The sequence below is a fragment of the Kocuria sp. KH4 genome (genome assembly GCF_053711175.1).
The window spans coordinates 1-25,734 of the sequence record NZ_JBSJYX010000019.1 but is presented as its reverse complement, the minus strand read 5'-3'; the positions used below and the strand labels follow the sequence as shown (position 1 = coordinate 25,734).

24 protein-coding genes are annotated in these 25,734 nt (G+C 73.3%); 4 read left to right on the top strand and 20 right to left on the bottom strand.

Going from position 1 to position 25,734, the window contains the following annotated elements; genetic code table 11:
• Positions 1-19: 19 nt before the first annotated feature.
• The 15 genes from ACWCOM_RS13440 to ACWCOM_RS13370 all read right to left on the bottom strand — a co-directional run bounded on the left by ACWCOM_RS13440 (position 20) and on the right by ACWCOM_RS13370 (position 17,281).
• Complete coding sequence (locus tag ACWCOM_RS13440) at positions 20-970, bottom strand: Ppx/GppA phosphatase family protein (protein WP_454549245.1); 951 nt, start codon at positions 968-970, stop codon at positions 20-22.
• 67 nt (positions 971-1,037) lie between these two features.
• Positions 1,038-1,646: a DUF501 domain-containing protein gene (locus ACWCOM_RS13435; RefSeq protein ID WP_454549244.1), complete on the bottom strand. Its 609-nt coding sequence runs from the start codon at positions 1,644-1,646 to the stop codon at positions 1,038-1,040.
• An 8-nt stretch (positions 1,647-1,654) separates the two neighbouring features.
• Positions 1,655-2,371, bottom strand: a complete 717-nt coding sequence (locus tag ACWCOM_RS13430; protein WP_454549243.1) for an FtsB family cell division protein — start codon at positions 2,369-2,371, stop codon at positions 1,655-1,657.
• A gap of 117 nt (positions 2,372-2,488) precedes the next feature.
• Complete coding sequence (eno, locus tag ACWCOM_RS13425; RefSeq protein WP_454549242.1) at positions 2,489-3,772, bottom strand: phosphopyruvate hydratase; 1,284 nt, start codon at positions 3,770-3,772, stop codon at positions 2,489-2,491.
• Positions 3,773-3,961: 189 nt separating this feature from the next.
• Positions 3,962-4,696 (bottom strand): MazG nucleotide pyrophosphohydrolase domain-containing protein, encoded by a 735-nt coding sequence (locus ACWCOM_RS13420; protein WP_454549241.1) that lies wholly within the window; start codon positions 4,694-4,696, stop codon positions 3,962-3,964.
• Positions 4,693-5,817 (bottom strand): adenosine deaminase, encoded by a 1,125-nt coding sequence (locus ACWCOM_RS13415; RefSeq protein ID WP_454549296.1) that lies wholly within the window; start codon positions 5,815-5,817, stop codon positions 4,693-4,695. The genes ACWCOM_RS13420 and ACWCOM_RS13415 overlap by 4 nt, the downstream gene beginning before the upstream one ends.
• Positions 5,818-5,824: 7 nt before the next feature.
• A complete protein-coding gene (locus ACWCOM_RS13410; protein ID WP_454549240.1) occupies positions 5,825-7,393 on the bottom strand; it encodes a hypothetical protein in 1,569 nt (522 codons plus the stop codon).
• A 72-nt stretch (positions 7,394-7,465) separates the two neighbouring features.
• Positions 7,466-8,773 (bottom strand): thymidine phosphorylase, encoded by a 1,308-nt coding sequence (locus ACWCOM_RS13405; RefSeq protein WP_454549239.1) that lies wholly within the window; start codon positions 8,771-8,773, stop codon positions 7,466-7,468.
• Between the two features lie 92 nt (positions 8,774-8,865).
• On the bottom strand, positions 8,866-9,243 hold the full coding sequence (locus ACWCOM_RS13400; protein ID WP_454549295.1) for a cytidine deaminase: 378 nt from the start codon (positions 9,241-9,243) through the stop codon (positions 8,866-8,868).
• 97 nt (positions 9,244-9,340) lie between these two features.
• Positions 9,341-10,714: an ABC transporter permease gene (locus tag ACWCOM_RS13395; protein WP_454549238.1), complete on the bottom strand. Its 1,374-nt coding sequence runs from the start codon at positions 10,712-10,714 to the stop codon at positions 9,341-9,343.
• Positions 10,711-11,964: an ABC transporter permease gene (locus tag ACWCOM_RS13390; RefSeq protein ID WP_454549237.1), complete on the bottom strand. Its 1,254-nt coding sequence runs from the start codon at positions 11,962-11,964 to the stop codon at positions 10,711-10,713. Before ACWCOM_RS13390 ends, ACWCOM_RS13395 begins: the two co-directional genes overlap by 4 nt.
• A complete protein-coding gene (locus ACWCOM_RS13385; protein ID WP_454549236.1) occupies positions 11,961-13,538 on the bottom strand; it encodes an ABC transporter ATP-binding protein in 1,578 nt (525 codons plus the stop codon). Before ACWCOM_RS13385 ends, ACWCOM_RS13390 begins: the two co-directional genes overlap by 4 nt.
• Before the next feature lie 112 nt (positions 13,539-13,650).
• A complete protein-coding gene (locus ACWCOM_RS13380) occupies positions 13,651-14,757 on the bottom strand; it encodes a BMP family lipoprotein (RefSeq protein WP_454549235.1) in 1,107 nt (368 codons plus the stop codon).
• 115 nt (positions 14,758-14,872) lie between these two features.
• Positions 14,873-16,120: an amidohydrolase gene (locus tag ACWCOM_RS13375; protein WP_454549234.1), complete on the bottom strand. Its 1,248-nt coding sequence runs from the start codon at positions 16,118-16,120 to the stop codon at positions 14,873-14,875.
• A gap of 39 nt (positions 16,121-16,159) precedes the next feature.
• On the bottom strand, positions 16,160-17,281 hold the full coding sequence (locus ACWCOM_RS13370; protein WP_454549233.1) for a mannose-1-phosphate guanylyltransferase: 1,122 nt from the start codon (positions 17,279-17,281) through the stop codon (positions 16,160-16,162).
• 228 nt (positions 17,282-17,509) lie between these two features.
• Between ACWCOM_RS13370 and sdhC the strand changes: the two genes are divergently transcribed.
• The 4 genes from sdhC (at position 17,510) to ACWCOM_RS13350 (ending at position 21,230) form a co-directional block, all read left to right on the top strand.
• The gene (sdhC, locus tag ACWCOM_RS13365; RefSeq protein WP_454549232.1) at positions 17,510-17,905 is read left to right on the top strand and encodes a succinate dehydrogenase, cytochrome b556 subunit; all 396 of its coding nucleotides are present in this window, start codon (positions 17,510-17,512) and stop codon (positions 17,903-17,905) included.
• A gap of 3 nt (positions 17,906-17,908) precedes the next feature.
• On the top strand, positions 17,909-18,397 hold the full coding sequence (locus ACWCOM_RS13360; protein WP_454549231.1) for a succinate dehydrogenase hydrophobic membrane anchor subunit: 489 nt from the start codon (positions 17,909-17,911) through the stop codon (positions 18,395-18,397).
• Positions 18,398-18,507: 110 nt separating this feature from the next.
• Entirely contained in the window at positions 18,508-20,259 is a 1,752-nt protein-coding gene (sdhA, locus tag ACWCOM_RS13355; protein ID WP_454549230.1) for a succinate dehydrogenase flavoprotein subunit, read from the top strand.
• Positions 20,259-21,230 (top strand): succinate dehydrogenase iron-sulfur subunit, encoded by a 972-nt coding sequence (locus tag ACWCOM_RS13350; RefSeq protein ID WP_454549228.1) that lies wholly within the window; start codon positions 20,259-20,261, stop codon positions 21,228-21,230. Before sdhA ends, ACWCOM_RS13350 begins: the two co-directional genes overlap by 1 nt.
• A 138-nt stretch (positions 21,231-21,368) precedes the next feature.
• Here the strand turns inward: ACWCOM_RS13350 and ACWCOM_RS13345 are convergent, their stop codons facing one another.
• From ACWCOM_RS13345 to ACWCOM_RS13325, 5 genes are all read right to left on the bottom strand, one after another.
• Positions 21,369-22,478, bottom strand: coding sequence for a YhjD/YihY/BrkB family envelope integrity protein (locus ACWCOM_RS13345; protein ID WP_454549227.1), 1,110 nt, complete (start codon positions 22,476-22,478; stop codon positions 21,369-21,371).
• A 10-nt stretch (positions 22,479-22,488) separates the two neighbouring features.
• Entirely contained in the window at positions 22,489-23,052 is a 564-nt protein-coding gene (locus tag ACWCOM_RS13340; RefSeq protein WP_454549226.1) for a 2'-5' RNA ligase family protein, read from the bottom strand.
• Positions 23,053-23,080: 28 nt separating this feature from the next.
• Positions 23,081-24,136 (bottom strand): tryptophan--tRNA ligase, encoded by a 1,056-nt coding sequence (gene trpS, locus ACWCOM_RS13335; RefSeq protein ID WP_454549225.1) that lies wholly within the window; start codon positions 24,134-24,136, stop codon positions 23,081-23,083.
• A 50-nt stretch (positions 24,137-24,186) separates the two neighbouring features.
• Positions 24,187-25,023 carry an exodeoxyribonuclease III gene (locus tag ACWCOM_RS13330; RefSeq protein WP_454549224.1) on the bottom strand — a complete coding sequence of 279 codons (837 nt, stop codon included), beginning with the start codon at positions 25,021-25,023 and terminating at the stop codon, positions 24,187-24,189.
• 65 nt (positions 25,024-25,088) lie between these two features.
• Positions 25,089-25,616 (bottom strand): hypothetical protein, encoded by a 528-nt coding sequence (locus tag ACWCOM_RS13325; protein WP_454549223.1) that lies wholly within the window; start codon positions 25,614-25,616, stop codon positions 25,089-25,091.
• Positions 25,617-25,734: the final 118 nt, after the last annotated feature.

Below are 25,734 nucleotides of genomic sequence, written 5' to 3'. Positions count from 1 at the left end.
TCCTTCCGGGTCGGGGCGGTCAGCCGGTCTGGGACAGGGCGATCCCGTCCAAAATATCGTGCTCGCTGGCGATCGCCGTGCGCACCCGGCCGCCGGTGGCGGCCCCGACGCGCTCCACGATCCGGCGCCACACGAGGGCTCCGCCGCCGATGACGTCGACCCGCCCCTCGTGCATGTAGGGCAGGGCGGCCCGCTCCCGGCGGGTCATGGCCGTGAGCTCCCGGCAGGACCGGTCGATCCGCTCGGCCGTGAGCTCGGCCCCGTCGATCGCCTCGGGGTCGTAGCCGGGCAGCCCCAGCGCGTGCGCGGTGACGGTCGTGATCGTGCCGGCCACCCCCACCAGGTGGGTGGCCTCGGCCAGGGGCACGCTCTGCTCGACCACGTCCACGGCGTGGTCGACGTCGCGCAGGACGGCCGCCTGCTGCTCCGGCGTGGGCGGGTTGGCGCCGAGGTGGCGCTCGGTGAGCCGGACGCAGCCGATGTCCACGCTGCGCTCGGCGCGCACGCCCCGGGAGTTGCCGAGCACGAACTCGGTGGAGCCCCCGCCGAGGTCGACCACGAGCACCCGGTCTCGCGGGTCGGCCCCGGGCACGGCCGCGGACGCGCCGAGGAAGGACAGCTCCGCCTCCTCGTCCCCGGTGATCACCTCGGGGCTCACGCCCAGCCGCTCGCGGATCCCGGCGAGGAAGACGTCCCGGTTGCCGGCGTCCCGGGTGGCGCTCGTGGCGACGAAGCGCAGCTGCTCCACGCCGTGCTCCGCCAGGAGCCGGGCGTAGTCGTCGGCGGCCGCGAAGGTGCGCTCCAGGGCCGCCTCCGCCAGCCAGCCGGTGGCGTCCACGCCCTGGCCCAGCCGGACCACGCGCATCTCCCGCACCAGGTCGTCGAGGACCGTGCGGCCGTCCTCCTCCCGGGTGTCGGCGATGAGCAGGCGGATGGAGTTGGTGCCGCAGTCGATGGCGCCTACGCGCATGGGTCGTCCTCGGGGTGGTGGGGGCGGGGGAAGGGCCGGGCCGCGGGAGCGGACCCGGAAGGGGGGGTCAGGCCTCGCGCCAGGCCGGGTCGCAGCGGCAGGTCCCGGGGGTCCACCACTCGGCGATCGCGTCCAGGGTCTCGTCGCCGAGCACGTTCACGCCGCGGCCGGCCGCCAGGGCGTGGCCGGCGAGCACGTGCAGGCACTTGACGCGCACGGGCATGCCCCCGGCGGAGATGCCCTCGATCTCGGGGACGGGACCGGTGCCCGCCCGGTCCCCGATCCGGGCCCGCTCGGCGAGGTAGTCCTCGTGCGCGGCGCGGTGGGCGGCGGCGAGCTCCTCGTCCTGCACGATCCGGTCGGACATCGCGTACATCAGTCCGCCGGCCTCCAGCCGGGACACCGCGGCCGTGATCACCGGGTGGGCCAGGTAGAACACGGTGGGGAACGGCGTCCCGTTGGCCAGGCGCGGCGCCGTGGCCGCCACGAGCGGGTTGCCGCAGGTGCAGCGCGCCGGGATCTCGACGACGTCGCGGACCGGGCGCCCGAGCTGGCGGGAGAGGACCTGCAGGTCCAGGTCCGTGGGCTCGACCGTCCCGGCCGTCACCCCGAGCCCCCGCGGGGCGCGCGGCCCGCCTGTCGTCCCGCCGGGTTCGTGTCCGTGCTGGATGTTCACGCCGTTCCTCACTCCGCGGCCGTGCCGCGGCTGTCCGTCGCCGCGTCCTGCGGCTCGTCGGTCCCGCCCGTCGGGGCGGGGCTCCCCTCGGCGGCGCCGTCCGCCGGGACGGGGGTCCCGGCGTCCTCGGCCCCGCCGGCGTCCTCGGCGGCACCGGTGGCGCCGGCCCCGTCGGTGGGGTCCGGGTCGCCGGACCCGCTCGTGTCCTCGGTGCCCAGCGCCTCCGGTGCGGCCGGGGCGTCCTCGTAGGCGGAGGCGACCACGGACTGCCAGAGGGCGTCCACCCAGGCGGGCTTCTCGGCCTCCACCTGGGCCGCCGAGGAGTCCACCACGGCGCCCTCCATCTCCTCGGCGCCCACCACGAGGTAGGACCGCTCCCCCGGCATGACGTAGAGGAGCCGGTCCCGTGCCTGCTGCTTGACGTAGGTCTCGTCCGACCACTGGTCCACCCGGTCCTGCAGGGACGCCTGCTCGGCCTCCATGTCGGCGATGGACTGCTCGAGGGCCGCGATCTCGGCGCGCTGCTCGAGCCAGATCTTGGTGGTCGGGGCCGCCAGGAAGACGATGAGCACGGTCACGAGCGTCAGGAGCAGGAAACGGCCGCTGAAGGTGCGGGCGGGGGTGGGCGCTCCCACGGCGCTGGAGCCGCCGCCCGGTCCGCGGGTCCCCGGCGCGGCGTCCCGGCCGCCGAGCAGGCGGGTGGTGCGGGGACGGGGAGCGGGCATGGGGACCTCACGGGGAACGGGCGGGGACGGGGACCAGTCTAGCGCTCGGCGGGCGGCCGTCCGGGGACGGACCGCCCTCGCGGCGGCCGGACCCGCCGGCCCGGCCGCCGCGGCGGCTCACTTCGCGGTGTAGCGCGGGAACGCCGAGGCCCCCGCGTAGCGTGCGGCGTCGCCCAGCTCCTCCTCGATGCGCAGCAGCTGGTTGTACTTGGCCACGCGCTCGGAGCGGGCCGGCGCGCCGGTCTTGATCTGCCCGGCGTTGGTGGCCACCGCGATGTCGGCGATCGTGGTGTCCTCGGTCTCGCCCGAGCGGTGGGAGATCATGCAGTGGAACATGTGCCGCTGGGCCAGGGAGATGGCGTCGAAGGTCTCCGTCAGGGAGCCGATCTGGTTGACCTTCACGAGCAGGGCGTTGCCGGCGCCCTCCGCGATGCCGCGGCCGAGCCGCTCCGGGTTGGTGACGAACAGGTCGTCGCCGACGATCTGCACCTGGGTGCCCACGGAGGCGGTCAGGGCCTGCCAGCCCTCCCAGTCGTCCTCGTCCAGCGGGTCCTCGATGGAGACGATCGGGTAGTCCCGCACGAGCTCCTCGTAGTAGGCGGTCATCTCCGCGGAGCTCAGCTGCTTGCCCTCGAAGGTGTACGAGCCGTTCTCGAAGAACTCGGAGGAGGCCACGTCCAGGGCGAGCGCCACGTCGGTGCCCACGGTGTAGCCGGCCTTCTCGATCGCCTCGGAGATCAGGTCCAGGGCGGCGCGGTTGGACTCCAGGTTCGGGGCGAAGCCGCCCTCGTCGCCCAGGCCGGTGGCCAGCCCGCGCTCCTTGAGCACGGCCTTGAGGGAGTGGTAGACCTCCACACCGGTGCGCAGGGCCTCGGAGAAGGTGGCGGCGCCGATCGGGGCGATCATGAACTCCTGGATGTCCACGTTGGAGTCCGCGTGGGAGCCGCCGTTGAGGATGTTCATCATCGGCACCGGCAGGACGTGGGCGTTGGGCCCGCCCAGGTACTTGTAGAGCTCCAGGTCGGAGGCGTTCGCGGCCGCGCGGGCCACGGCGAGGGAGACGCCGAGGATCGCGTTGGCGCCGAGGCCGCCCTTGTTGTCCGTGCCGTCGAGGTCGAGCATGGTCCGGTCGACCAGGCGCTGGTCGGTGGCGTCGAGGCCGATCACGGCCTCGGCGATCTCCTCGTCCACGGCCTTCACGGCGTCGAGGACGCCCTTGCCGAGGTACACCTTCTTGTCGCCGTCGCGGCGCTCGACGGCCTCGAAGGCGCCGGTCGAGGCGCCCGAGGGAACGGCCGCGCGGCCGTAGCTGCCGTCCTCCAGGAGGACCTCGACCTCCACGGTCGGGTTGCCGCGGGAGTCGAGGATCTGACGGGCGTGCACTGCGGTGATCATGGCCATGTGGTGCTCCTGACGTTGGTGCTGGCGTTCGTGCTGGCGGTGGTGCGGGCGTGGGACGTGCGGGGCGGGCGGGAGACCGGTGCCGGGCACCGGCCGGGGCACGTCCCCGTCACGGCCGGGCGCCCCTGCCGGATCCAGCCTAGCGACTTGTGGCGGCCCGGTCCCTGCCGGCGGCGGTCCGGGTCGGCCTCAGCCGCCGTCCCGCGCGGCGGCGTAGGCCCGGGCGGCCCCGCGCAGGGCCCGCTCGGCGTCCAGGCCGCGGGAGGAGGCGGTGCGCACGAGCGCGAACAGGGCCTCCCCCAGTTCCTCCTCGGTGCGGGGGCCGGCGCCCTCCGCCCCGTCGGGGGCCGGCGGTTCGAGGTCGTGCTTGCGGGCCCGGGCGAGGGTCTTCTCCGCCAGGGCCAGGGCGGGCAGGTGCGGCGGGATGCCGTCGAAGGGCCCGGTCCGCTCCGGCTTCTCCGCCTTCTTGAGGTCCTCCCAGCGGGAGTGCAGCTGCTCGAGGGTCTGCTCCCCCGCCACGTCCCCGGACGCCCCGGGGCCGAAGACGTGCGGGTGGCGGCGCACCAGCTTGGCGGTGATCGCCTCCAGCACGTCGGAGACGTCGAACCCGCCCTCGGCGCGCGGGCGCTCCTGGGCGACGCGCGCGTGGAAGACCACCTGCAGCAGGACGTCGCCGAGCTCCTCGACCAGCAGCGCGGCGTGCGCCGCCGGGCCGCCCTCGGCCTCGACGGCCTCGACCACCTCGTAGGCCTCCTCCACGAGATAGCGCACGAGGGACTCGTGGGTCTGCTGGCCGTCCCAGGCGCAGCCGCCCGGGGAGCGCAGCCGGTCCATGACCGCCACGAGCTCCGCGAAGCGCTGCGCGGTGCGCTCGGGCACGCCCAGTCCTGCGGGGACGTCGTCCGTGCCGTGTCCCTGGCTCATCCGTGCATCCCGTCGAAGCCCTCCGTGATGATCCCCTCCAGGGCGCTGCGGTCCTCCAGCGGCAGGAACGCGGCGGCCGCCGCGTTGCGCTGCAGCTGCTCCAGGTCCTCGAGCCCGTAGCCGAAGTGCGCCACGAGGGCGGCGAGCTCCCCGGTGACCGACGTGCCGCTCATCAGCCGGTTGTCCGGGGAGATGGTCACGGTGAAGCCCGTGCGGTAGAGCATGTCCACCGGGTGCCGCTCGGGGGCGTCGCCGAAGGCGGCCACCGCGCCGGTCTGCAGATTGGACGTGGGGCAGATCTCGAGCGCGATGCCTCGGTCCCGCACCCACTCCGCGGTGCGGCCGAGCGTGACGACGGCGACGCCGTCCTCCTCCTCGATCTCGATGTCCTCCGCGATGCGCACCCCGTGGCCCAGCCGCAGGGCGCGGCCCGTGGCCAGCGCGTCCCGGATGGACCCGATGCCCGCCGCCTCCCCGGCGTGCAGGGTCACGGGCACGAGCTCGTCCGCGAGCAGCTCGAGGGCCGCGCGGTGGCGCACCGGCGGGAAGCCGTCCTCGGGCCCGGCGAGGTCGAAGGCCACGACGCCGCGGTCCCGGTTGTCGACCACCAGGCGGGCGACCTCGAGGGAGCGGTCGGCGTGGCGCATGGCGCACAGGATCTGGGAGACGGAGACGATGTGCCCGGCGTCCTCCGCGGCGAGCACCCCCTCGGAGAGCCCCAGCCGCACGGCCTCGACGGCCTCGGCCATCGACAGCCCGCCCGCGGTGTGCTGCTCGGGCGCCCAGCGGACCTCGGCGTGCACGACGCCGTCGGCCACGAGGTCCTCGACGTACTCCCGGGCGCAGCGCACGAGCGCCTCGGGGGTCTGCATCACGGCTACGGTGTGCTCGAAGGTCTCCAGGTAGCGCACCAGCGAGCCGGAGTCGGCGCTGGCGCGGATCCACCGGCCGAGGGCCTCGGGCTCCTCGGCCGGCAGGCGGTGCCCGGCGGCGGCGGCCAGCTCGACCACCGTGGCCGGGCGCAGGGCGCCGTCGAGGTGGTCGTGCAGGCAGACCTTGGGCAGGTCGCGGAGCACGCGGTCCGGCACCCGGGCCGGACCGCGTTCGGCGGACGTCAGCATCACGGGCTCAGTAGTTCCAGTCCTGCAGGGCCTCGTTCATGTGCTGCGGGATGTTCGCCCCGGTCCGCGGGTACATGCGCAGCTCCTCGAGGTAGTTCTGGGCGGGCAGCCGCTCCTCGTAGCGCACGAAGGCCTCCTCGTCCGCGTAGTCGAAGGACACCTCCGGGGGGATGCCCGGGCGGAAGCGGAACATCATGGCCAGCGGCGCGCCGGTGCCCTCCACGTAGGACTCGTCCTTGAACTCCTGCACGTGCAGCAGGTCCTCGGGGATCAGGTCGAAGGTGCGGCGCTGGTCCCAGAAGCCGTTCTTGCGCACGTGCGTGAGGGCGTCGTAGTAGGTGCCGAGGGCGCGGATCCGCACCAGGACGGTGGAGACGTCCATGGCCGAGCCGTCCGGGCCGAACAGGCGCCGCTGGGCCGCCGCGAGCCGGCGCAGGACGTCGGCCTCCTTGAGCACGAGGTTCCCCTGGGCGAGGGCGTCCTGCGAGGGACGGTCCGTGGCCCCGGAGGGGGCGCGGTAGGACGGGGCGACGTCCGTGGAGACGGCGGTCTCCGGCGCCGAGGTGTCCTGGTCCTCCCCGGCCGAGGTGCCGGCCGCGACCGCGGCGGCAGCGGCGGCGCCGGCACCGGTGGGGGCCGGCGGCTCGACGTCCTCGTGCCACTCCTCGTGGTCGACGTGGTCGGGGACGCGCTGCGCGTCCTCGGTCCCGGGGACGGTCCCCGGTGCCGGTCCGGCCGCGGCCGGTGCGGCGGAGGAGCCGGCGGGGCCGTCGACCTCGGTGATCACCGGCGTGCCGCTGGTCACCGGAGCGGGCTCGGCGGGCGCCGGGCGGTCCGGGGCCGTGTCGTCCTGCCCCGCGGACCCGGCGGCGCCGGTCCCGGGACGGGCCGCGGGATCCTCGGCCCACCGCTCCTGGGGCCGCGGCTCCTGCACCGGGGCGCCCGCGGCGCCCGGGTCACCGGAGTGCTCGTCGCCGTCCGTGCCCACGGCGCTCGCCGGGGGCGGCGGGGTCGGCCGGCCCGACCGCCAGGTCTGCACGTCCTCGGCCCCGTCGGCGAAGCCGTAGGTCGTCACGACGGGTCGGACCCCGTCCTGCGCGGGGCCCACCTCGATGCGGGCGTTCTGCCACGCGCCCCGCGGGGAGGACATGGCCTCGCTGTAGAGGTCGGCGACGGGGTCGAAGAGCGGCGAGTCCTGGTCCACGGTGCCCGACTCCACGGACGGGGCCACGTCCCCCACGGACTGCTCCGTCTGGTGCGTCATGGTGTTGCCGCGCTGGACCAGGGTGAGCACGGCGCGGTCGGCGCCGCGGGACGTCAGCCGCTCCACGAGGAGGGCCAGCGGGCCCTCCGGCGGCACCGGGCGGGCCTCCCCGGCGCCGTGCGCCGCGTGCTCCCGCCCCGGGGCGACGGGTGCGCCCGCGAGCCCCTCGGCGTCGCCGGGACCGGTCTGCCCGGCGGGCGGAGCGGCCGGACGGCCCTCCGGGGCCGTCTCCGGCGCCGTGCCGTCACCGCTGTTCTTCCGGAAGATGCCTCGCAGACCCAACTGGACCCACCCTTCTGAGCGCGTGCGCACGCCCTCGGTTCTCGTTTCGCGCTGGTTCTCTCCGCAGTATAGGCGGGACCGCCGGGACCCCTCCCGGCGGTCTCAGCGCACGGTCTCGAGGACCACCCCGCGGGCCGGACGGTCCTCCGGGGCCGCGGGCCGGACCACGGCCGCGCCCTCCAGGGCCTCCCGGGCCCGGGCGAAGCGCTCGGGGGTGTCGGTGCGCAGCGTCAGCAGCGGCTGGCCCGCCCGGACGGCGTCGCCCGGCTTGGCGTGCAGCAGGACCCCGGCACCGGCCTGGACCGGGTCCTCCCGGCGGGCCCGGCCCGCGCCGAGGCGCCAGGAGGCCACCCCGACCTTGTAGGCGTCGAGCTCGGTGAGCACCCCGTCGGCCTCGGCCGTGACGGTCTCGGACTCCCGGGCCTGCGGCAGCGGGGCGTCGGGGTCCCCGCCCTGGGCGGAGACCATGGCCCGCCACACGTCCATCGCCCGGCCGTCCCGGAGGGCCTGGGCGGGGTCGGCGTCCGGGATCCCGGAGGCGGCCAGCATCTCCGCGGCGAGCGCCACGGTGAGTTCCACGACGTCGTCCGGGCCTCCTCCGGCGAGCACGTCCACGGACTCCTGGACCTCCACGGCGTTGCCGACCGCCAGGCCCAGGGGCGTGGACATGTCGGTGAGCAGCGCGGTGGTCGTGACGCCGGCGTCCGTGCCGAGGTCCACCATGGTGCGGGCCAGCTCGCGGGCGGACGCGAGGTCCTTCATGAACGCGCCGGAGCCGACCTTGACGTCGAGCACCAGGGACTGGGTGCCCTCGGCAATCTTCTTGGACATGATGGAGGACGCGATGAGCGGGATGGACTCCACCGTGCCGGTGACGTCGCGCAGCGCGTAGAGCTTCTTGTCGGCCGGGGCCAGGCCGGAGCCGGCGGCGCAGATCACCGCGCCGACGTCGCGCAGCTGGTCCATCATCTCCGCGTTGCTCAGCGCGGCGCGCCACCCGGGGATCGACTCCAGCTTGTCCAGGGTGCCGCCGGTGTGGCCGAGGCCGCGGCCCGACAGCTGCGGGACGGCCACCCCGTAGACCGCCACGAGCGGCGCCAGCGGCAGCGTGATCTTGTCCCCCACCCCGCCGGTCGAGTGCTTGTCGCTGGTCGCCGAGCGGGCCCCGGAGCGCACGAGGCGCGAGAAGTCCATCCGCTCCCCCGAGGCGATCATCGCCCGGGTCCAGCCCGCGATCTCGTCCCGGTCCATGCCGCGCAGGTAGATCGCCATGGCCAGCGCGCTCATCTGCTCCTCGGCCACGACCCCGCGGGTGTAGGCGTCCACCACCCAGGCGATCTGGGCGGGCGAGAGCGCCTCGCCGTCGCGCTTGGTGCGGATGACGTCGACGGCGTCGAACTGCTCGGTCATGGAGGGGTCCTTTCGGGAGGGGGTTTCGGGGCGGCGGCGCGGCGAGCCGCCGGGGGCTCGTCCGGGGCCTCGTCGGAGGCGCCCGCGGCCCGTCAGAGGTGCTCGGGGCCGAAGGCGTCGGGCAGGACCTCCGCCATGGTCCGCACCCCGGAGACGGTGAGCAGCCGCAGGCCGGGTGCGCGGTGCTCGTACAGCAGCTGCCGGCAGCGCCCGCAGGGCATCAGGACGTCCCCGTGGGCGTCCACGCAGACGAAGGCGGCGAGCCGGCCGCCGCCGGACATGTGCAGCGCCGAGACCAGGGCGCACTCCGCGCACAGGGTCAGCCCGTAGGAGGCGTTCTCCACGTTGCACCCGGAGACCACCCGCCCGTCCTCGGTCAGGGCGGCCGCGCCCACGGGGAAGCGCGAGTACGGCACGTAGGCGTGCTCGCGGGCGGCGACGGCGGCCGCGCGCAGCCGCGCCCAGTCCACGGCGCCCGCCGCGGCGTCCTCCCCTGCGGCGTCCTCCGGGACGGCGTGGGCGGCGGCCCCGGTCCCCGCCGGGGGCTGGTGCTCGGTCACGGTCGGCTCACTCCTTGGTGTAGGGCTGGCCCGAGGCCGCGGGGGCGCGGGAGGCGCCGACGAGCCCGGCCACGGCCAGGATCGTCACGACGTACGGGAGCATCGCCAGGAACTGGCTGGGCACGGGGGTGCCCAGGAAGGACAGGATGGACTGCAGGTTGGACGCGAAGCCGAACAGCAGGGACGCGAGCAGCGCCCCGATGGGGTTCCACCGGCCGAAGATCAGCGCGGCCAGGGCGATGTACCCGGCGCCGGAGGTCATGTCCCGGGTGAACGCGGACACGGAGACCAGGGTGTAGAACGCCCCGCCGATCCCGGCGACCATGCCGCCGAGCAGGACGTTGCGGAAGCGCAGGGCGTTGACCTTCACCCCCAGCGTGTCCGCGGCCTTGGGGTGCTCGCCCACCGCGCGGGTGCGCAGCCCCCAGCGGGTGCGGTACAGGGCGAACCACACCACGGCCACCGCCACGTACATCAGGTACCCGATCACGGACTGGTCGAAGAGGATGGGACCGACCACGGGGATCTCGGAGAGCACGGGCACGGCGAAGCGCGGCAGCCGCGGCGGGGAGTTGAACACGCTCGCGTTGGCCTCCAGGACCGTGGCGAAGAGGAAGCCGGTCAGCCCGGAGACCAGGACGTTGAGCACCACGCCCACGATCACCTGGTTCACCTTGTAGGTGATGGAGAAGACGGCGAGCACCAGGGAGACCAGCCCCGCGCCGACCACGGCGGCCAGCAGCCCCACCCAGGCGCTGCCGGACAGGGACCCGGCCACCGCCGCGGAGAAGGCGCCGAACAGCAGCTGGCCCTCGATGGCGATGTTCACGACCCCGGAGCGCTCGCACAGCAGCCCGCCCAGGGAGCCGAAGATCAGCGGGATGGCCAGGGCCACGGACCCGGCCAGCAGCCCCGACAGGGACACGTCCGGGGTGCGCGAGCTGCCCACGACCCACACGAGGAAGCCGCTGACGAAGAAGAAGCCGAAGACCAGCACCGCCCAGCGGGGCAGCTGCGCGCGGGCGCGGGCGCGCACGAAGGCCAGGGCCGTCAGGGCGAGGAGCACGGCCACGGTGAGCCAGCCCCACACCACGCCGTTGACCGCGAGGTCCGGCACCCGGAAGAGGTCGCCGTCCTCGGAGACGCGGAAGGCGACCCGGTTGTCCGGGGCGTTGAGCGCGAACAGGACGAGGGCCACGGCGCTCAGCAGGGCCAGGACCACCGGGGTGCGCCAGCTGGTCACCCCCACGACCTCGTTGGCCGCCGCCGTGGACAGCTCGGACTCGGCGGGGGCGGTGTCGGTGGCGGTCCCGGCGGCGGCGGTGCTGCCGCCGGCCCACGGGGCGCTCTCGTGCTGCGGGTTCGGTTCCTGCGAGCTCATGCCCGGGCCCCCTCGGTGGCGGTGGTGGTGGTGCCCCGTCCGCGCCGGGCGCGGGCCCGGTCCTGACCGGTCCGCAGCAGCGGCGGCAGGGCGATGAACAGCACGATCAGCGACTGCACGACCAGCACGATGTCGATGTTCGTGCCGGTCATCGACTGCATCGTGACGCCCCCGGCGCGGAAGGCGCCGTAGAGCAGGCCGGCGAAGAACGTCCCCCACGGCCTCGACCGGCCCAGCAGGGCCACCGTGATCGCGTCGAAGCCGAAGGACGCGGCGATCCCGGAGGTCAGGGCACGCTCGGTGCCGGCGACCTGGGCGACGCCCGCGAGGCCGGCCAGGGCGCCCGCGAGCAGCATGACGACGACGTAGCCGCGCGTGACGGAGATGCCGGCCGTGCGGGCCGCGCGCGGGTTGGCGCCGACGGCGCGCAGCTCGAAGCCCACCGTGGAGCGGTGGAGCAGCCACGCCACGAGCACGGTGGCGAGGATCGCGAGCACGAAGCCCCAGTGCAGGCGGAACTGCTCCCCCAGCAGCCGCGGGAACATCGCGGTCTCGGCGACCTGGGGGCTGACCGGGTTCGAGGAGCCGGGGCGCAGGAACGCGGGCCGGGTCAGCAGGTAGGCCACCAGGTTCAGCGCGATGTAGTTGAGCATGATCGTGAGGATCACCTCGTGGGCGCCGGTGCGGGCCTTGAGCAGCCCGACGATCCCGCCCCACAGGGCCCCGCCCGCGGCGCCGGCGAGGACCACGGCCAGCAGGTGCACGCCCACCGGCAGCTGCCAGGCGAAGCCCACCCACGCGGCCACGGCCGCGCCGATCAGCAGCTGGCCCTGGGCGCCGATGTTGAACAGCCCCGCCCGGAAGGCCACGGCCACGCCGAGGCCGGCGAGGACCAGCGGGGTGGCCACGGTCAGGGTCTCGGTGAGCGGGTAGATCCGCTGGGCGAAGGTCGAGCCGTTGGGGTTGTAGACGGCGCCGTAGAACATGGCCTCGTAGGCGGAGGACGCGGCGGCCCACATCGCCCCGAGGGTGTCCCCGGGGCGGGCGAAGAAGTAGCCCGCGGCGTCGGCGACGCGCTCGTCGGTCACGGCGACCAGCAGCCCGCCCAGCACCAGCGCCGCGACGATCGCGAGCACCGACTGCAGCGCCGAGCCCAGCCAGGTGCGCCGCTGCGCGTCGGGGGTGGTGGCCGTGGGCGGCGGTGCGCTCTGCTGGTCGGCGGCCGCGGGGGCCGCTCCGGTGGCGCTCATGCCTGCTCCTTCGTGTGCTGGGCGGTGTGCTGCGGGTCGTGCTGGGCGCCGTGCTGGGCGGCGGAGGCGCGGGCCTCCTCGGCGGTGGCCCCGGCCATCATCTGGCCCAGGACGTCGCGCGGGGTGTCCGGGCCGACGATGCCCATGATGCGGCCGTGGAAGAACACGGCGATGCGGTCCGCGAGCGCGTAGACCTCGTCGAGCTCGGTGGAGACGATGAGCACGGGCACGCCCTTGTCCCGCTCGGCCACGATCTGCTCGTGGATGAACTCGATCGACCCGACGTCCACCCCGCGGGTGGGCTGGGAGGCGAGGAAGAGCCGGAGGGGCCGGGACAGCTCCCGGGCGATCACGACCTTCTGCTGGTTGCCGCCGGAGAGGGTCTGGACCGGGGCGTCCACCGACGGGGTGCGCACGTCGAACTGCTCGACGGCGCGGCGGGCGTTGGCCTGGACCTCGCCCAGGCGCAGGGAGGGCCCGCGGGAGAAGCGGTCGTCGCCGTAGAGGTCCAGCACCAGGTTCTCCGCGACGGTGAAGGGCCCCACGAGCCCGTCCGTGGAGCGGTCCTCCGGGACGAAGCCCACCCCGGCGTCGAGCACCTGGCGCACCGACCGGCCCAGCAGCTCCGTGCCGGCCAGCCGGATCGAGCCGGTGGCCCGCTCCCGCAGGCCCAGGATCGCCTCGGCGAGCTCCGTCTGGCCGTTGCCCTGCACCCCGGCCACCGCGAGGATCTCGCCGCGGGCCACGTCGAAGCTGACGTCGTCGAGCAGCTTCACGCCGTTGTCGCCGACCACGGTGAGCCCGCTGACCTCGAGGGCCCGCTCCCCCGGCTCGGCCTGGTCCTTGGCCACCGTGAGGGAGACGTCGCGGCCCACCATCAGCGCGGCGAGCTCGGAGGTCGAGGCCTCCGGGGTGGTCTGCCCCACCACCCGGCCGCGGCGGACCACGGTGATCACGTCGGAGATCTCCTTGACCTCGCGCAGCTTGTGCGAGATGAACAGGATGGAGCGTCCCGAGCTGCGCAGCTGGCGCATGATCTCGAGCAGCTCGTCGGTCTCGCGCGGGGTGAGCACGGCGGTGGGCTCGTCGAGGATGAGCACCTGGGCCTCCCGCACGAGGGCCTTGATGATCTCGACGCGCTGCTGGACGCCCACGGGCAGGTCCTCGACGACGGCGTCCGGGTCCACGTGGAAGCCGTAGCGGTCGGAGATCTCCCGGATCCGGCGGCGGGTGGTCTCCAGGTCCAGGGCCGCGCCCCTCGTGCTCTCCGCCCCCAGGGCGACGTTCTCGGCGACCGTGAACACGGGCACGAGCATGAAGTGCTGGTGCACCATGCCGATGCCGGCGGCCATGGCGTCGCCGGGGCCCTTGAAGGACACCTCGGTCCCGTCCACGAGGATGCGCCCCGCGGTGGGCCGGTAGAGCCCGTACAGGACGTTCATCAGGGTCGACTTCCCGGCCCCGTTCTCCCCGAGCAGGCAGTGGATCTGCCCGGGCTCGACGACGAGGTCGATGTCCTCGTTGGCCGCGAAGGCGCCGAACCGCTTGGTGATGGACTGCAGCTCGAGCTTCATGGTGGTCCTCCTCCTGGGCCGTGCGCGGCCCCGGGCGGGCACGCCACCGCCGCCAGCTGCGGCCGGGGGCCGGGCTGGCGGCGGTGGGTGCGGTGGTCGCCGACGTCCGGGATCAGGCCTGCGGCGAGTTCTCGGACTCGACGGTGACGGTGCCGTCGATGATGTCCTGCCTGAGCTGCTCGACCTCGGCGGCGAGCTCCTCGCCCACGGCCTCCTCCTGGTCGTGGTAGGGCGCGATGCCCACCCCGTCGTTCTCCAGGGTGCCGATGTAGGGCTCGTTGCTGAACTGGCCCTCCGCCGCCGTCTCGACGACGTCCTGCACGGAGGTGCTCATCTGCTTGAGCACCGAGGTGAGCTGGTACTGCTGGCCCTGGTCCAGGGTCTCGTAGCCGTCGGCGTCGACCCACACGAAGCGGACCTCGTCGCCGCCGTCGTTGGCGGCGACCACGGCGTCGAGGGTGCCCAGCGCCGCCTGGCCCGCCACGGGCATGACGATGTCGGCGCCCTCGTTGATGAAGTTCTGCGTGGTGGTCTTCGCCGCGGAGGTGTCGGTGAAGCTGTTGACGAAGGTGCCGTCCTGGGCGTCCTTGTCCCAGCCCAGCAGCTCGACGTTCTCGCCCTTGGTCTCGTTGTAGTGGGCGACGCCGTCGGCGAAGCCGTCCATGAACACCGTCACCGTGGGGATGTCCATGCCGCCGTAGGCGGCGACCTTGCCGGTCTGGGTGGTGCCGGCGGCGACGTAGCCGGCGAGGAACGCGGCCTCGGCCGTGTTGTAGACCAGCGGCTTGACGTTGTCGAGCTCGATCGAGGCGTCGTCCACGATCGCGAAGTTCGACTCCGGGTTGGCCTCGGCGGCCTCGCGGGTGGCGTCGGCGAGGAGGAAGCCGACGGAGACGGTCAGGTCGCAGCCCTGCTGGACCATGGAGTTGAGGTTGGGCACGAAGTCGGTCTCGGCCTGGGACTCGGCCTGCTGCACCTCGATGCCCATGGACTCCTGCGCGGCCTGCAGGCCCTCGTAGGAGTTCTGGTTGAACGAGCGGTCCTGGAAGCCCCCCGAGTCGGAGACGATGCAGCCCGTGAAGTCGGTGGCCTGCTCCTGCGCCTCCCCGCCCTCCTCGGGCGCGGCCCCGCAGCCGGCGAGGACCAGGGCGGAGACGCCGAGCAGCGCGGCGGCGGAGAGCGGGCGGGATCCTCGGGACGTCCGGGGTGAGAAGGTCATGGTTCCTCCAGGAGACAGGCGTGACCCGGCCGCGGGCAACGGGTCCCGTCCACGCGGGGTGGCGTGACGTGGTGTCATTCTACCCACGGGTAAACGCGGTGGACGGAGGCCGGCGTTAATTGGTCGTGACGTCGGGGCGCGATTCCCGGGAGTGCAGCCGGACGGCCCGCAGGGCGGTGTTGGCCATGACCTGGACGCCGCAGCCGATGGCCGCCTCGTCCGCCACGTAGTCCGACTGGTGCAGGTCGTAGGTGTGCCCGCCCCGGGTCCGGGTGCCCAGGCGCATCATGGCCCCGGGAACCTCCTGCAGGAACCACGCGAAGTCCTCCCCGCCCATCGACTGGTGCACCAGCACCACGGCGTCCTCGCCGAGCTCCGCGCGCGCGGCGTTCTCGATGAGGGTGGTCTCGACCTCCCCGTTCACCACGGGCGGCACGCCGCGGATGTGCTCCAGCTGCACGTCCACCCCGTAGGGCGCCGCGACCTGGTGCACGACCTCGTCGAGCAGGGTGCCGGCGCGGTGCCAGGCGTCGGCGTCGAGGCAGCGCATGGTCCCGGACATGAACCCCGTGGCGGGGATCGCGTTGGGCGCCACCCCGGCGTGCATCTGTCCCCAGACCACCGCGACCCCGGAGCGGACGTCGATCCGGCGGGAGAGCACGGCGGGGACGTTCACGGCGATCTGGGCCATCGCGTAGACGAGGTCCTGCGTCAGGTGCGGGCGGGAGGTGTGCCCGCCGCGGCCGGTGAACTCGATCCGCACGGTGTCCGAGGCGGAGGTGATCGCCCCGATCCGGGTCCCGACCTGCCCCACGTCGACCTTGGGCTCGCAGTGCAGGGCGAACATCCGCGGCACGCCCTCGAGCACGCCCTGGCGGATCACCGTGAGGGCGCCGCCGGGCAGCTGCTCCTCGGCGGGCTGGAAGACGATCCGCACGGTGCCGGCGATGTGCGCGGTGCGGTGCAGGTCCGCGAGCACCCGGGCCACGCCCACCATCACGGTCGCGTGGATGTCGTGGCCGCAGGAGTGGGCCACGCCGTCGTTGACGGAGGAGCAGTCCAGGCCGGTGGCCTCCTGGATGGGCAGCGCGTCGATGTCCGCGCGCAGGCCCACGGCCAGGGGCCCGTGCCCGATGTCCACGTAGCACCCGGTGTCGGCCAGCCGCACGGGGCTCAGGCCCATGCCCTCCAGGGCGGCGACGATCCGGTCCGTGGTGCGGAACTCCTGGTAGGACAGCTCCGGGTGCCGGTGCAGGTCCCGCCGGAAGGCGATCAGGTCCGGCAGGTACCGCTTGAGGAGGGGGCCGATGGCCGGCGGGAGGCCGGCCTCCACGGCCGCGGCAGGGGATGGCGCGTCAGGCATCTGTCCAGGGTACTCCCGGCCGCGCGCGGCCCGGGACGCTCACAGCACGTCCGTGTTGCCGCTCTGCTTCAGCGAGGCCACGGCGTCCTTGACCCGCTGGGCGTGCTCCTGGGTGGTCACCAGCAGCGCGTCGGGGGTGTCGACGACGACGATGTCCTCCACGCCGATCAGCGCGATCATCCGGCCGGTGTCGGAGACGACGATGCCGGTGGAGCTGTCGGCGAGCACCCGGCTGTTGTCGCCCAGCACGGTCACGTGCGGGTCCCCGTGCGGGCCGACGTGGTTGAGCCGGCTGATCGCGGCGAAGTCCCCCACGTCGTCCCAGGTGAAGGTCGCGGGCACCATGGCCACGTCCCCGGCCGCCGCCGCGGGCTCGGCCACGGCGTAGTCGATGGCCGTCTTCGGCAGCCCGGGCCAGACCCGGTCGACCACCGCGTCCTGCGCGGGCGTGCCCCACGCGCCGGCGATCTCGGCCAGCCCGGCGTGCAGCGCGGGCTCGCTGGCGGCGAGGTGGCGCAGCAGCAGGGAGGCGGGGGCCACGAACATGCCGGCGTTCCACGTGTAGTTGCCGCTGTGCACGTAGGCGCGCGCGGTGGTCTCGTCCGGCTTCTCCACGAACTGCTCGACCTGCAGGGCGTGCGGGGCGTCCGGCAGCCCCAGCTGCGCGCCGGCGCGGATGTAGCCGAAGCCGGTGGCCGGGGAGCTCGGCGGGATGCCGATGGTCACGATCCGCCCCGAGGCCGCGGCCGCCACGGCCTCCCGGACCACGTCCTGGAACGCCTCGGCGGGCTCGATGACGTGGTCCGCCGCGAAGGAGCCGACGATGGCGTCCGGGTCCTGGGCCGCGATGAGCATGCAGGCGAGGCCGATGGCCGCCGCCGAGTCCTTGGGGGACGGCTCCAGCACGAGGTCGCCCGGGGAGAGCTCCGGCAGCTGCCGGCAGACCGCGGGGGCGTGGGTGCGCCCGGTGACGACCATGACGCGGCCGCCGCTGAGCCCGGCCAGCCGGTCGTAGGTAGCCCGCAGCAGCGACGAGCCGGACCCGGTGAGGTCCAGCAGGAACTTCGGGGCGTCGGCCCGGGAGAGCGGCCAGAGCCGGGAGCCGACCCCTCCGGCCGGGATGAAGGGGTGGAAGTGCGCGAGGGGAGAGGTCACACGCATCACCATACGACGCCGAGCCGGGCGGCACGGAAAACCACGTCCGCCCACGGCGAGATCCGTGTCCTGGCGGGGGACAGGCTGTCAGTAAACGTCTCCCGTGCTGGTATCGTGGAAAGGAACTCGCGCAACATCCGACACAGAGCCGGAGGGCTCCGCTCACGTCGTGCGCAGTGCGAATTCCCGGTTTTCAAGAGCGCACGACGGCGAGCGACTCAGGGAGGTTTTTCAGTGGCGAAGACATCCAAGGGCACCTTGTACCGCGGCCAGGCCCATGGCCAGTGGTCCTGGGTCGCCCACCGCATCACCGGCGTGGCCATCTTCTTCTTTCTTCTGGTCCACGTCCTGGACACCGCGCTCGTGCGGGTCTCGCCCGAGGCCTACAACGCGGTCATGGAGACCTACAAGAACCCGGTCATGGGCCTCGGCGAGGCCGGCCTGGTGGCGGCCATCGTCTTCCACGCCTTCAACGGCCTGCGCATCATCCTCGTGGACTTCTGGTCGAAGGGCACCCGCTACCAGAAGCAGATGCTCTGGGGCGTCCTCGGGCTGTGGCTCGTGGTGATGGTCCCGTTCCTGGCCCGGCACCTGTCCAACATCTTCCACCTCTCCATCTTCGGGGGTTAAACAATGAGCACTCCGCTCAAGGCACGCATCTCGGTCCCCCGGAGCAAGGACCTCGAGGTCAACGGCGTCAAGTACAACCGCTCCTCCTCCCGGCGCAACAACTTCGAGATGTTCGCGTGGCTGTTCATGCGCTTCTCCGGCGTGGTCCTGCTCGTGCTGGTCTTCGTCCACCTGTGGGTGAACCTGGTCTCCCCCGAGGGCGGGGTCGAGGCGGTGGACTTCGCGTTCGTCGCCGGCAAGTGGGCCAGCCCGTTCTGGCAGGTCTTCGACATGCTCCTGCTGTGGCTCGCGATGCTGCACGGCACCAACGGCCTGCGCGTGATCATCGACGACTACGCCGAGAAGGACCGCACCCGGTTCTGGCTGAAGGTCTTCCTCTTCACCACCTCCGCCTTCGTGATCCTGCTGGGCACCCTGGTGATCTTCACCTTCGAGCCCTGCCCCACCGGCGCGGACCCGGCCCTGCTGGCGTCCTTCTGCACCGCGGGCTGAGACCCCTCGCATGACGGCCCGCTCCCCGGCGGGCCGTCACGTGCCGTCCGGCCGCAGGCGACCGGGCCCGAGAACATCTGACTGAACATCCAACAGAAAGAACAACCGGTATGCAGGTTCACAAGTACGACGTGGTCATCATCGGTGCCGGTGGTGCCGGTATGCGCGCCGCCATCGAGGCCGGCCAGCGCTCTCGTACTGCCGTACTGACCAAGCTGTACCCCACCCGCTCCCACACCGGCGCGGCGCAGGGCGGCATGTGCGCAGCACTCGCCAACGTCGAGGAGGACAACTGGGAGTGGCACACGTTCGACACCATCAAGGGTGGTGACTACCTCGTCGACCAGGACGCCGCGGAGGTCATGGCCAAGGAGGCCATCGACGCGGTCCTGGACCTGGAGAAGATGGGGCTGCCCTTCAACCGCACCCCCGAGGGCAAGATCGACCAGCGCCGCTTCGGCGGCCACACCCGCGACCACGGCAAGGCGCCCGTGCGCCGGGCCTGCTACGCCGCGGACCGCACCGGGCACATGATCCTGCAGACGCTCTACCAGAACTGCATCAAGCACAACGTGGAGTTCTTCAACGAGTACTACGTCCTGGACCTGGTCATGACCGAGGTCGACGGCCAGCGGCGCGTCGCGGGCGTGGTCTCCTACGAGCTGGCCACCGGCGAGCTGCACGTCTTCCAGGCGAAGTCCGTGGTCTTCGCCTCCGGCGGGGCCGGCAAGGTGTTCAAGACCACCTCCAACGCGCACACCCTCACCGGCGACGGCATGGCCATCGCGTTCCGCAACGGGCTGCCGCTCGAGGACATGGAGTTCATCCAGTTCCACCCGACCGGCCTGGCCGGGCTGGGCATCCTCGTCTCCGAGGCCGCCCGCGGCGAGGGCGGGATCCTGCGCAACGCGGACGGCGAGCGGTTCATGGAGCGCTACGCCCCCACCATCAAGGACCTCGCCCCCCGTGACATCGTGGCCCGCTCCATGGCCAACGAGGTGCGCGAGGGCCGCGGCGCCGGGCCGAACAAGGACTACGTCCTGCTCGACCTCACGCACCTGGAGCCGGCGCACATCGACGCGAAGCTGCCCGACATCACGGAGTTCGCCCGCACCTACCTGGGCGTGGAGCCCTACACCGAGCCGGTCCCGGTGTTCCCCACGTGCCACTACGCGATGGGCGGGATCCCGACCAACATCAAGGCCGAGGTGCTGCAGGACAACGAGACCGTGGTCCCCGGCCTGTACGCCGCCGGCGAGGTCGCCTGCGTGTCCGTGCACGGCTCCAACCGCCTGGGCACCAACTCGCTGCTGGACATCAACGTCTTCGGCAAGCGGGCCGGGATCTACGCGGCCGAGTACGCGCAGCAGGCCGAGTTCGTGCCCGTCCCGGACACCGCCCTGGACAGCACCGTGGCGCTGCTCGACAACGCCCGCAACGGCACCGGCACCGAGAAGGTCGCCGCGATCCGCAAGGACCTGCAGGACACCATGGACCTCAACGTCCAGGTGTTCCGCACCGCGGAGACCCTGCAGACGGCGCTGGACGACATCGCCGCCCTCGAGGCCCGCTACGCGAACATCTCGATCCAGGACCAGGGCAAGCGCTTCAACCTGGACCTGCTCGAGGCCGTGGAGCTCGGCTTCCTGCTGCAGCTCGCGAAGGTCATGACCGTCGCGGCCCTGCACCGCAACGAGTCCCGCGGCGGGCACTTCCGGGAGGACTTCCCGGAGCGCGACGACGAGAACTTCATGAAGCACTCGATGGTCTACCTCGACCCCTCCTCCCCCACCGGGGGCATCCGGCAGGAGACGAAGCCCGTCATCTTCACCCGCTACGAGCCCATGGAGCGTAAGTACTGATGTCCACCGCACACACTCCCGACCGCCCCGAGGACGGGCGCAACGCCGACCCGCAGGACCGGGCCCCCGAGCACGGCCGCGCGCCGGGCCACGACCAGGACGACCGCGCGGGCTACAAGACCGACGCGGACGCCGGGTCCGTCGACGAGCGCAACGAGGCCGCGGCCCCGGCCGTGGACCCCGCCGCCGCGAACGCCGAGGGCGGTGAGCCCGCCTCGCAGGTGGACCTGCCCGAGGAGCAGCAGGCCAACCAGGAGATCCCCACGTTCGACCTCACCCTGCGGGTCCGCCGGTACAACCCGGAGGTCTCCGACGAGGTGCGCTGGGACGAGTTCAAGCTCACCATGTACGGCACGGACCGCGTGCTGGACGCCCTGCACAAGGTCAAGTGGGAGATCGACGGCACGCTGGTCTTCCGCCGCTCCTGCGCCCACGGCGTGTGCGGCTCCGACGCCATGCGCATCAACGGCCAGAACCGCCTCGCCTGCAAGGTGCTGCTCAAGGACCTGGACCTGTCCAAGCCCGTCACCGTGGAGCCCATCAAGGGCCTGCCGTGCGAGAAGGACCTGATCGTGGACATGGAGCCGTTCTTCCAGTCCTACCGCGAGATCATGCCCTTCCTGGTGGCCGGCGGCAACGAGCCGACCATGGAGCGCTACCAGTCCCCGGAGGACCGGGCGCGCTTCGACGACACCACCAAGTGCATCCTCTGCGCCGCGTGCACGTCGTCCTGCCCGGTGTTCTGGACCGACGGCCAGTACTTCGGCCCGGCCGCGATCGTCAACGCGCACCGGTTCATCTTCGACTCCCGCGACGACGCCGGGGACCTGCGCCTGGAGATCCTCAACGACAAGGAGGGCGTGTGGCGCTGCCGCACGACCTTCAACTGCACCGAGGCCTGCCCCCGCGGCATCCAGGTCACCAAGGCCATCTCCGAGGTCAAGAACGCCATCCTCAGCCGCTCCATGTGAGCGACCCGACGGCCCCGACGGCGGCCCGCCCCGACGACGGGGCGGGCCGCCGTCGTCCGTGGTGCTTCCAGGCGCCCCAAGGTTGCCCAGGATGCCTCCGGGGCGCCGTCGGGCGTCCTCGGGGGGGGCGGCAGGGAGTCAGCGGCCGGGGCCGGGCACCGAGCTCATCGGGAGCACGGTGACGGCCACCGCCTCCCCCGAGGGGTGCACCCGGCCGCCGTGCTGGTCCGCCTGCACGATCGCCCCGAGCGCCGCGGCGAAGAGCAGGACCTGGCTGAACAGGTAGAACCACACGAGCACCCCGACCACCAGGGCCACGGACAGCAGATAGGGGTTCGCGGTGGCCCCGGAGATCAGGGCTCCCCCGGCGTAGCGCAGGGCGAAGTTGCCGGCGGCCGCGGCGAGCACCGTGGCCAGCAGCGCCCGGCGGGTCAGCCGGAGGCCGGCCACCCCCCGGACGAGCTCGAGGGCGAACAGGGCGTCCAGGACGACCACCACGAGGGTGCTCAGCGCCCAGGTCAGCCCGGTGCGCAGCCACTCGGGGCCCCGGCCCCAGCCCAGCTCGCCGGCGGCGTCGAGCAGGAAGCCCAGCAGCCCCGAGGCGGCGCCGTTGGCCACGGCCGACAGCGCCAGCAGCACCCCGAGCACGAGCAGGCCCAGGAGGTCGCGCGGCACGGCCGCGATGGGCATGCCCTGCGCCGGGGGCACCTCGAAGATCCGGCGGAACGCCAGGCGCACCCCGGAGACCCAGCGCCAGCCCGAGAAGAGCAGCACGGCGGCGCCGATCAGCGTGGCCAGGGTGAAGGGGCGGGCGTCCTCCAGCAGGTCGAGGGGGACCACTCCCCCGCTGCCGGTGTCGAGCAGCCCCGGCACCCGCTCGGTGACGGCGCGCACCACGGCGTCGCGGACCTCGGGGTCGTTGCCCAGGAAGATGCCGATCGTGGCGAAGCCGCCGACCAGCAGGGAGGTGGACGCGAAGATCAGCACGAAGGACAGCCCGGCCGCCATGAGGGGACCGCCGTGGAAGAGGTAGTGCATCACCACGCGCACCGGCAGGTGCGTGAAGAAGCGGGAGAGCACGACCACGAGCGCGGAGCCCGCCAGGGCCGCCGGACCGGCGCCGGCGGCGCGCCGCTCGCGCAGCAGCGCCTCCTGGCGCAGTGCCTCCCGGCGCAGCCCGTGTCGGTCGGCCGCTCGAGGCGGCATCTGCGGCGCCGGGCCCGTGCGGGGCCCCGTGCGGGTGCTCATGGCCGGCGGTTCAGCGCGCGTCGCGGTCGGCGCCGGCGAAGGGGAACTCCTCGCGGATCCGCCAGACGCCGTGGCCGTCGAGCTCGTAGAGGCCGATCCGGTCCACGAGGAAGCCGGCGCGGTAGGTCCGCAGCATCTCCTGGGCGCGGTCGAGGTCGTCCTCCCCCACGGCCTGGGCGATGGTGACGTGCGGGTGGAACTCGAAGGGGGACGCCGAGACCAGCTGCTCCTCGTGCAGGGCCTCGTGCAGCGCGCGGCACTGCTGCGCGCCCTCGAGGACGCGCAGGTAGACCACCGGGCTCACCGGCCGGAACGTGCCCGTGCCATTGATCTCCAGGCGGAAGGGCCGCCAGTGCCGGGCCACGGACCGCACCCGCTCGACGACCTCGTCCCAGTGCGCCGCCTGCGGGGCGATCATCAGGGTGATGTGCGCCGGCACGGCGTAGGAGGCCGGGTCCCCGAAGGACGCGCGCCAGTCCTGCAGCTCCCGCCCCACGGGCTCGGGCAGCTCGATGACCACGCCCGCGTAGACCTGGCCGGGGCGGATGGTCGGAGACTGGTGCGTCGGGATCACGTCAACTCCTCACAGGACGGGTCCCAGCCTAGCCCAGCCCCCCGGCCCGGCTCAGGAAGCCCATCCGGTCGTAGACCGCGCCGAGGGTCGCCACGCTGAGCTCCCGGCCCTTCTCGGCGCCGCGGGCCAGGATGCGGTCCAGCTCGGCGGGGTCGTCCAGCAGCTCGAGGGCACGGGTGCGGATGGGCTCGAGCGTCTCGGTGACCACCTCCGCCAGGCCGACCTTGAGGTGCCCGTACATCCGGCCCTCGTACTCCGCGACGATCTCGTCCACCGGGCGGCCCGTGAGCGCGGAGTAGATGGTGAGCAGATTGGAGATCCCGGGCTTGGCCTCGCGGTCGAAGCGGATCTCGGTGCCGTCGTCGGTGACGGCGGACCTGATCTTCTTGGCGTTCTGCTTCGCGGGGTCCAGCAGCCGGAGGAGCCCGTTCTCCGCGGCCGCGGACTTGGACATCTTGGCCGTGGGGTTCTGCAGGTCGTAGACCTTCGCCGACTCAGCGAGGATCTTGGTCTCGGGGACGACGAAGGTGTCCCCGTAGCGGGCGTTGAAGCGCTGCGCGAGGTTGCGGGTCAGCTCGAGGTGCTGGCGCTGGTCCTCGCCGACCGGGACCTGGTGCGCCTGGTAGATCAGGATGTCCGCGGCCATCAGCACCGGGTAGGCGAACAGGCCCACGGTCGCGTTCTCGGCGCCCTGCTTGGCGGACTTGTCCTTGAACTGGGTCATCCGGGACGCCTCCCCGAAGCCGGTGATGCAGTTCAGCGCCCACGCGAGCTGGGCGTGCTCCGGGACGTGGGACTGCACGAGCAGCGTGGAGCGCTCCGGGTCGATGCCCGCCGCGATGTACTGGGCGGCCGTGACGCGGGTGCGCTGGGCCAGGGTCGCAGGGTCCTGGTCCGTGGTCACGGCGTGCAGGTCCGCGACGAAGAACACGCACTCGTTGTCGTCCTGCATGTCCACCCAGTTGCGCACCGCGCCCACGTAGTTGCCCAGGTGCAGGGAGTCCGCCGAGGGCTGCACCCCCGACACGACTCGGGGCCTGCCGGAGGCGGAACGGACGTCGAACGGCGCGGGGTCAGCGGTCACGGTGTGGGGTCCTTCGGTCGGGCCGGATGGGCGCGGGAGGGTGGGGCGGGTCAGAGCTGGTAGTCGACCACCACGGGCGCGTGGTCGGAGAAGCGGGTGTCGTAGCTGGGGGCGCGGTCGACCACGGCGGAGACGGCGGCGGCCGCCAGCCCCGGGGTGGCCATGTGGTAGTCGATGCGCCACCCCGCGTCGGTGTCGAAGGCCTTGCCGCGGTAGGACCACCACGTGTACGGGCCCGGGACGGGCCCGGCCAGCTCCCGGGCGACGTCCTTGTACCCGTGCTCCCCGAAGAAGCGGTCGAAGTAGGCCCGCTCCTCGGGCAGGAACCCGGCGTTCTTGACGTTGCCCTTCCAGTTCTTGATGTCGAGCTCGGTGTGCCCCACGTTGAGGTCGCCGACCACGAGGACGTGCTCCCGGGTGCGGGCCAGCTCGGGCAGCCGCTCGGTCATGACGTCGAGGAACCGGTACTTGTCGTCCTGGCGGACCGTGCCGACCTCCCCGGAGTGCACGTAGGCGGAGACCACGGTGAGCGTGCCGCCGTCGGCGAGGGCGTGGTCGGTCTCGACCCACCGCCCCGAGGCCGCGAAGTGCTCGTGGCCGATGGAGTCGCGCCGGGCCACCGGCAGCAGCGCCCCGGCGCGGGCGTCGCGGCGGGTCGCGACCGCCACGCCCGCCCGGCCCTTGTCCGCCGCCTCGGCGTGGTGGACGTCCCAGGCCTGCTCGTCGAGCAGCTCCCGGACGACCTTGTCCGGGGCCCGGACCTCCTGCAGGCACAGGATGTCGACGTCGCGCCCGGCGAGCCAGTCGGCCATGCCGCGCTTGTAGGCGGCGCGGATGCCGTTGACGTTGACGGTGGCGACGCGCAGGACGTTCTCGGGGCGGGACATGCAGGGACACCTGGCCTTCGGGACGGGGGGCGTGTTCGGGGGTGCGGGGGCGGGCGGGCCGCGGGTCAGTCGACGACGGTGCCGCTGAGCGGCTCCTGGCGCAGCATGCTCATCCCGTTGCCGGCGGTGATGTCGATCGTGTCCAGCGCCCGGTCCAGGGCCTCGCGGTCCACGCCCTCGGCGGGCAGCCCGGCGAGCTCCTGCTTGATCACCTTCGACTGGACGAGGACGATCTGGAAGCTGTGGGAGAGCTTCTCGTCCCGCAGGGAGCGGGTGGCGCCGGACGGGGCGGCGGCGGGGGCCCGTCCGGCGCCGGTCCGCAGCTGCTCCTGGGCCTCCTCGACCTGGCGGCGGCCGAAGCGGGCGGCCCTGCGGACCATGAGCACCACCCAGGTGGCGAGCAGCAGCCACCCGAGCGCGATGCCCGCGAGCGCCCAGCCGAGCCAGGAGTTGGCGTTCGCGGCCTGCAGCAGCGCCACCACGAAGATCACCACGAGCACGGCCAGGCCGATCACCGTGCCCCAGAGGGTCGTGCGGCTGCCGGTCCCGGGGTCGGACGGGCGGGACGTGGTGGAGGATCCGATGGGGCGCATGGTCACCAGTGTCTCAAATCCCCGGCCCGGCCACGAACCCGGCGGCCCCGTCCCGAACCCGGAGGCCCGGGCCCGGGTCCGGGGGTGCGCCGGGAACGGCCGCGGCGCCGGGGACGAT

Bases quoted from the DNA above. Each gene is read 5' to 3' on its own strand.
- ACWCOM_RS13440 (WP_454549245.1), bottom strand. From the start codon at position 970: ATGCGCGTAGGCGCCATCGACTGCGGCACCAACTCCATCCGCCTGCTC.
- ACWCOM_RS13430 (WP_454549243.1), bottom strand. From the start codon at position 2,371: ATGCCCGCTCCCCGTCCCCGCACCACCCGCCTGCTCGGCGGCCGGGAC.
- eno (WP_454549242.1), bottom strand. From the start codon at position 3,772: ATGGCCATGATCACCGCAGTGCACGCCCGTCAGATCCTCGACTCCCGC.
- ACWCOM_RS13420 (WP_454549241.1), bottom strand. From the start codon at position 4,696: ATGAGCCAGGGACACGGCACGGACGACGTCCCCGCAGGACTGGGCGTG.
- ACWCOM_RS13415 (WP_454549296.1), bottom strand. From the start codon at position 5,817: ATGCTGACGTCCGCCGAACGCGGTCCGGCCCGGGTGCCGGACCGCGTG.
- ACWCOM_RS13405 (WP_454549239.1), bottom strand. From the start codon at position 8,773: ATGACCGAGCAGTTCGACGCCGTCGACGTCATCCGCACCAAGCGCGAC.
- ACWCOM_RS13395 (WP_454549238.1), bottom strand. From the start codon at position 10,714: ATGAGCTCGCAGGAACCGAACCCGCAGCACGAGAGCGCCCCGTGGGCC.
- ACWCOM_RS13390 (WP_454549237.1), bottom strand. From the start codon at position 11,964: ATGAGCGCCACCGGAGCGGCCCCCGCGGCCGCCGACCAGCAGAGCGCA.
- ACWCOM_RS13385 (WP_454549236.1), bottom strand. From the start codon at position 13,538: ATGAAGCTCGAGCTGCAGTCCATCACCAAGCGGTTCGGCGCCTTCGCG.
- ACWCOM_RS13380 (WP_454549235.1), bottom strand. From the start codon at position 14,757: ATGACCTTCTCACCCCGGACGTCCCGAGGATCCCGCCCGCTCTCCGCC.
- ACWCOM_RS13375 (WP_454549234.1), bottom strand. From the start codon at position 16,120: ATGCCTGACGCGCCATCCCCTGCCGCGGCCGTGGAGGCCGGCCTCCCG.
- ACWCOM_RS13370 (WP_454549233.1), bottom strand. From the start codon at position 17,281: ATGCGTGTGACCTCTCCCCTCGCGCACTTCCACCCCTTCATCCCGGCC.
- ACWCOM_RS13360 (WP_454549231.1), top strand. From the start codon at position 17,909: ATGAGCACTCCGCTCAAGGCACGCATCTCGGTCCCCCGGAGCAAGGAC.
- sdhA (WP_454549230.1), top strand. From the start codon at position 18,508: ATGCAGGTTCACAAGTACGACGTGGTCATCATCGGTGCCGGTGGTGCC.
- ACWCOM_RS13350 (WP_454549228.1), top strand. From the start codon at position 20,259: ATGTCCACCGCACACACTCCCGACCGCCCCGAGGACGGGCGCAACGCC.
- ACWCOM_RS13345 (WP_454549227.1), bottom strand. From the start codon at position 22,478: ATGAGCACCCGCACGGGGCCCCGCACGGGCCCGGCGCCGCAGATGCCG.
- ACWCOM_RS13330 (WP_454549224.1), bottom strand. From the start codon at position 25,023: ATGTCCCGCCCCGAGAACGTCCTGCGCGTCGCCACCGTCAACGTCAAC.
- ACWCOM_RS13325 (WP_454549223.1), bottom strand. From the start codon at position 25,616: ATGCGCCCCATCGGATCCTCCACCACGTCCCGCCCGTCCGACCCCGGG.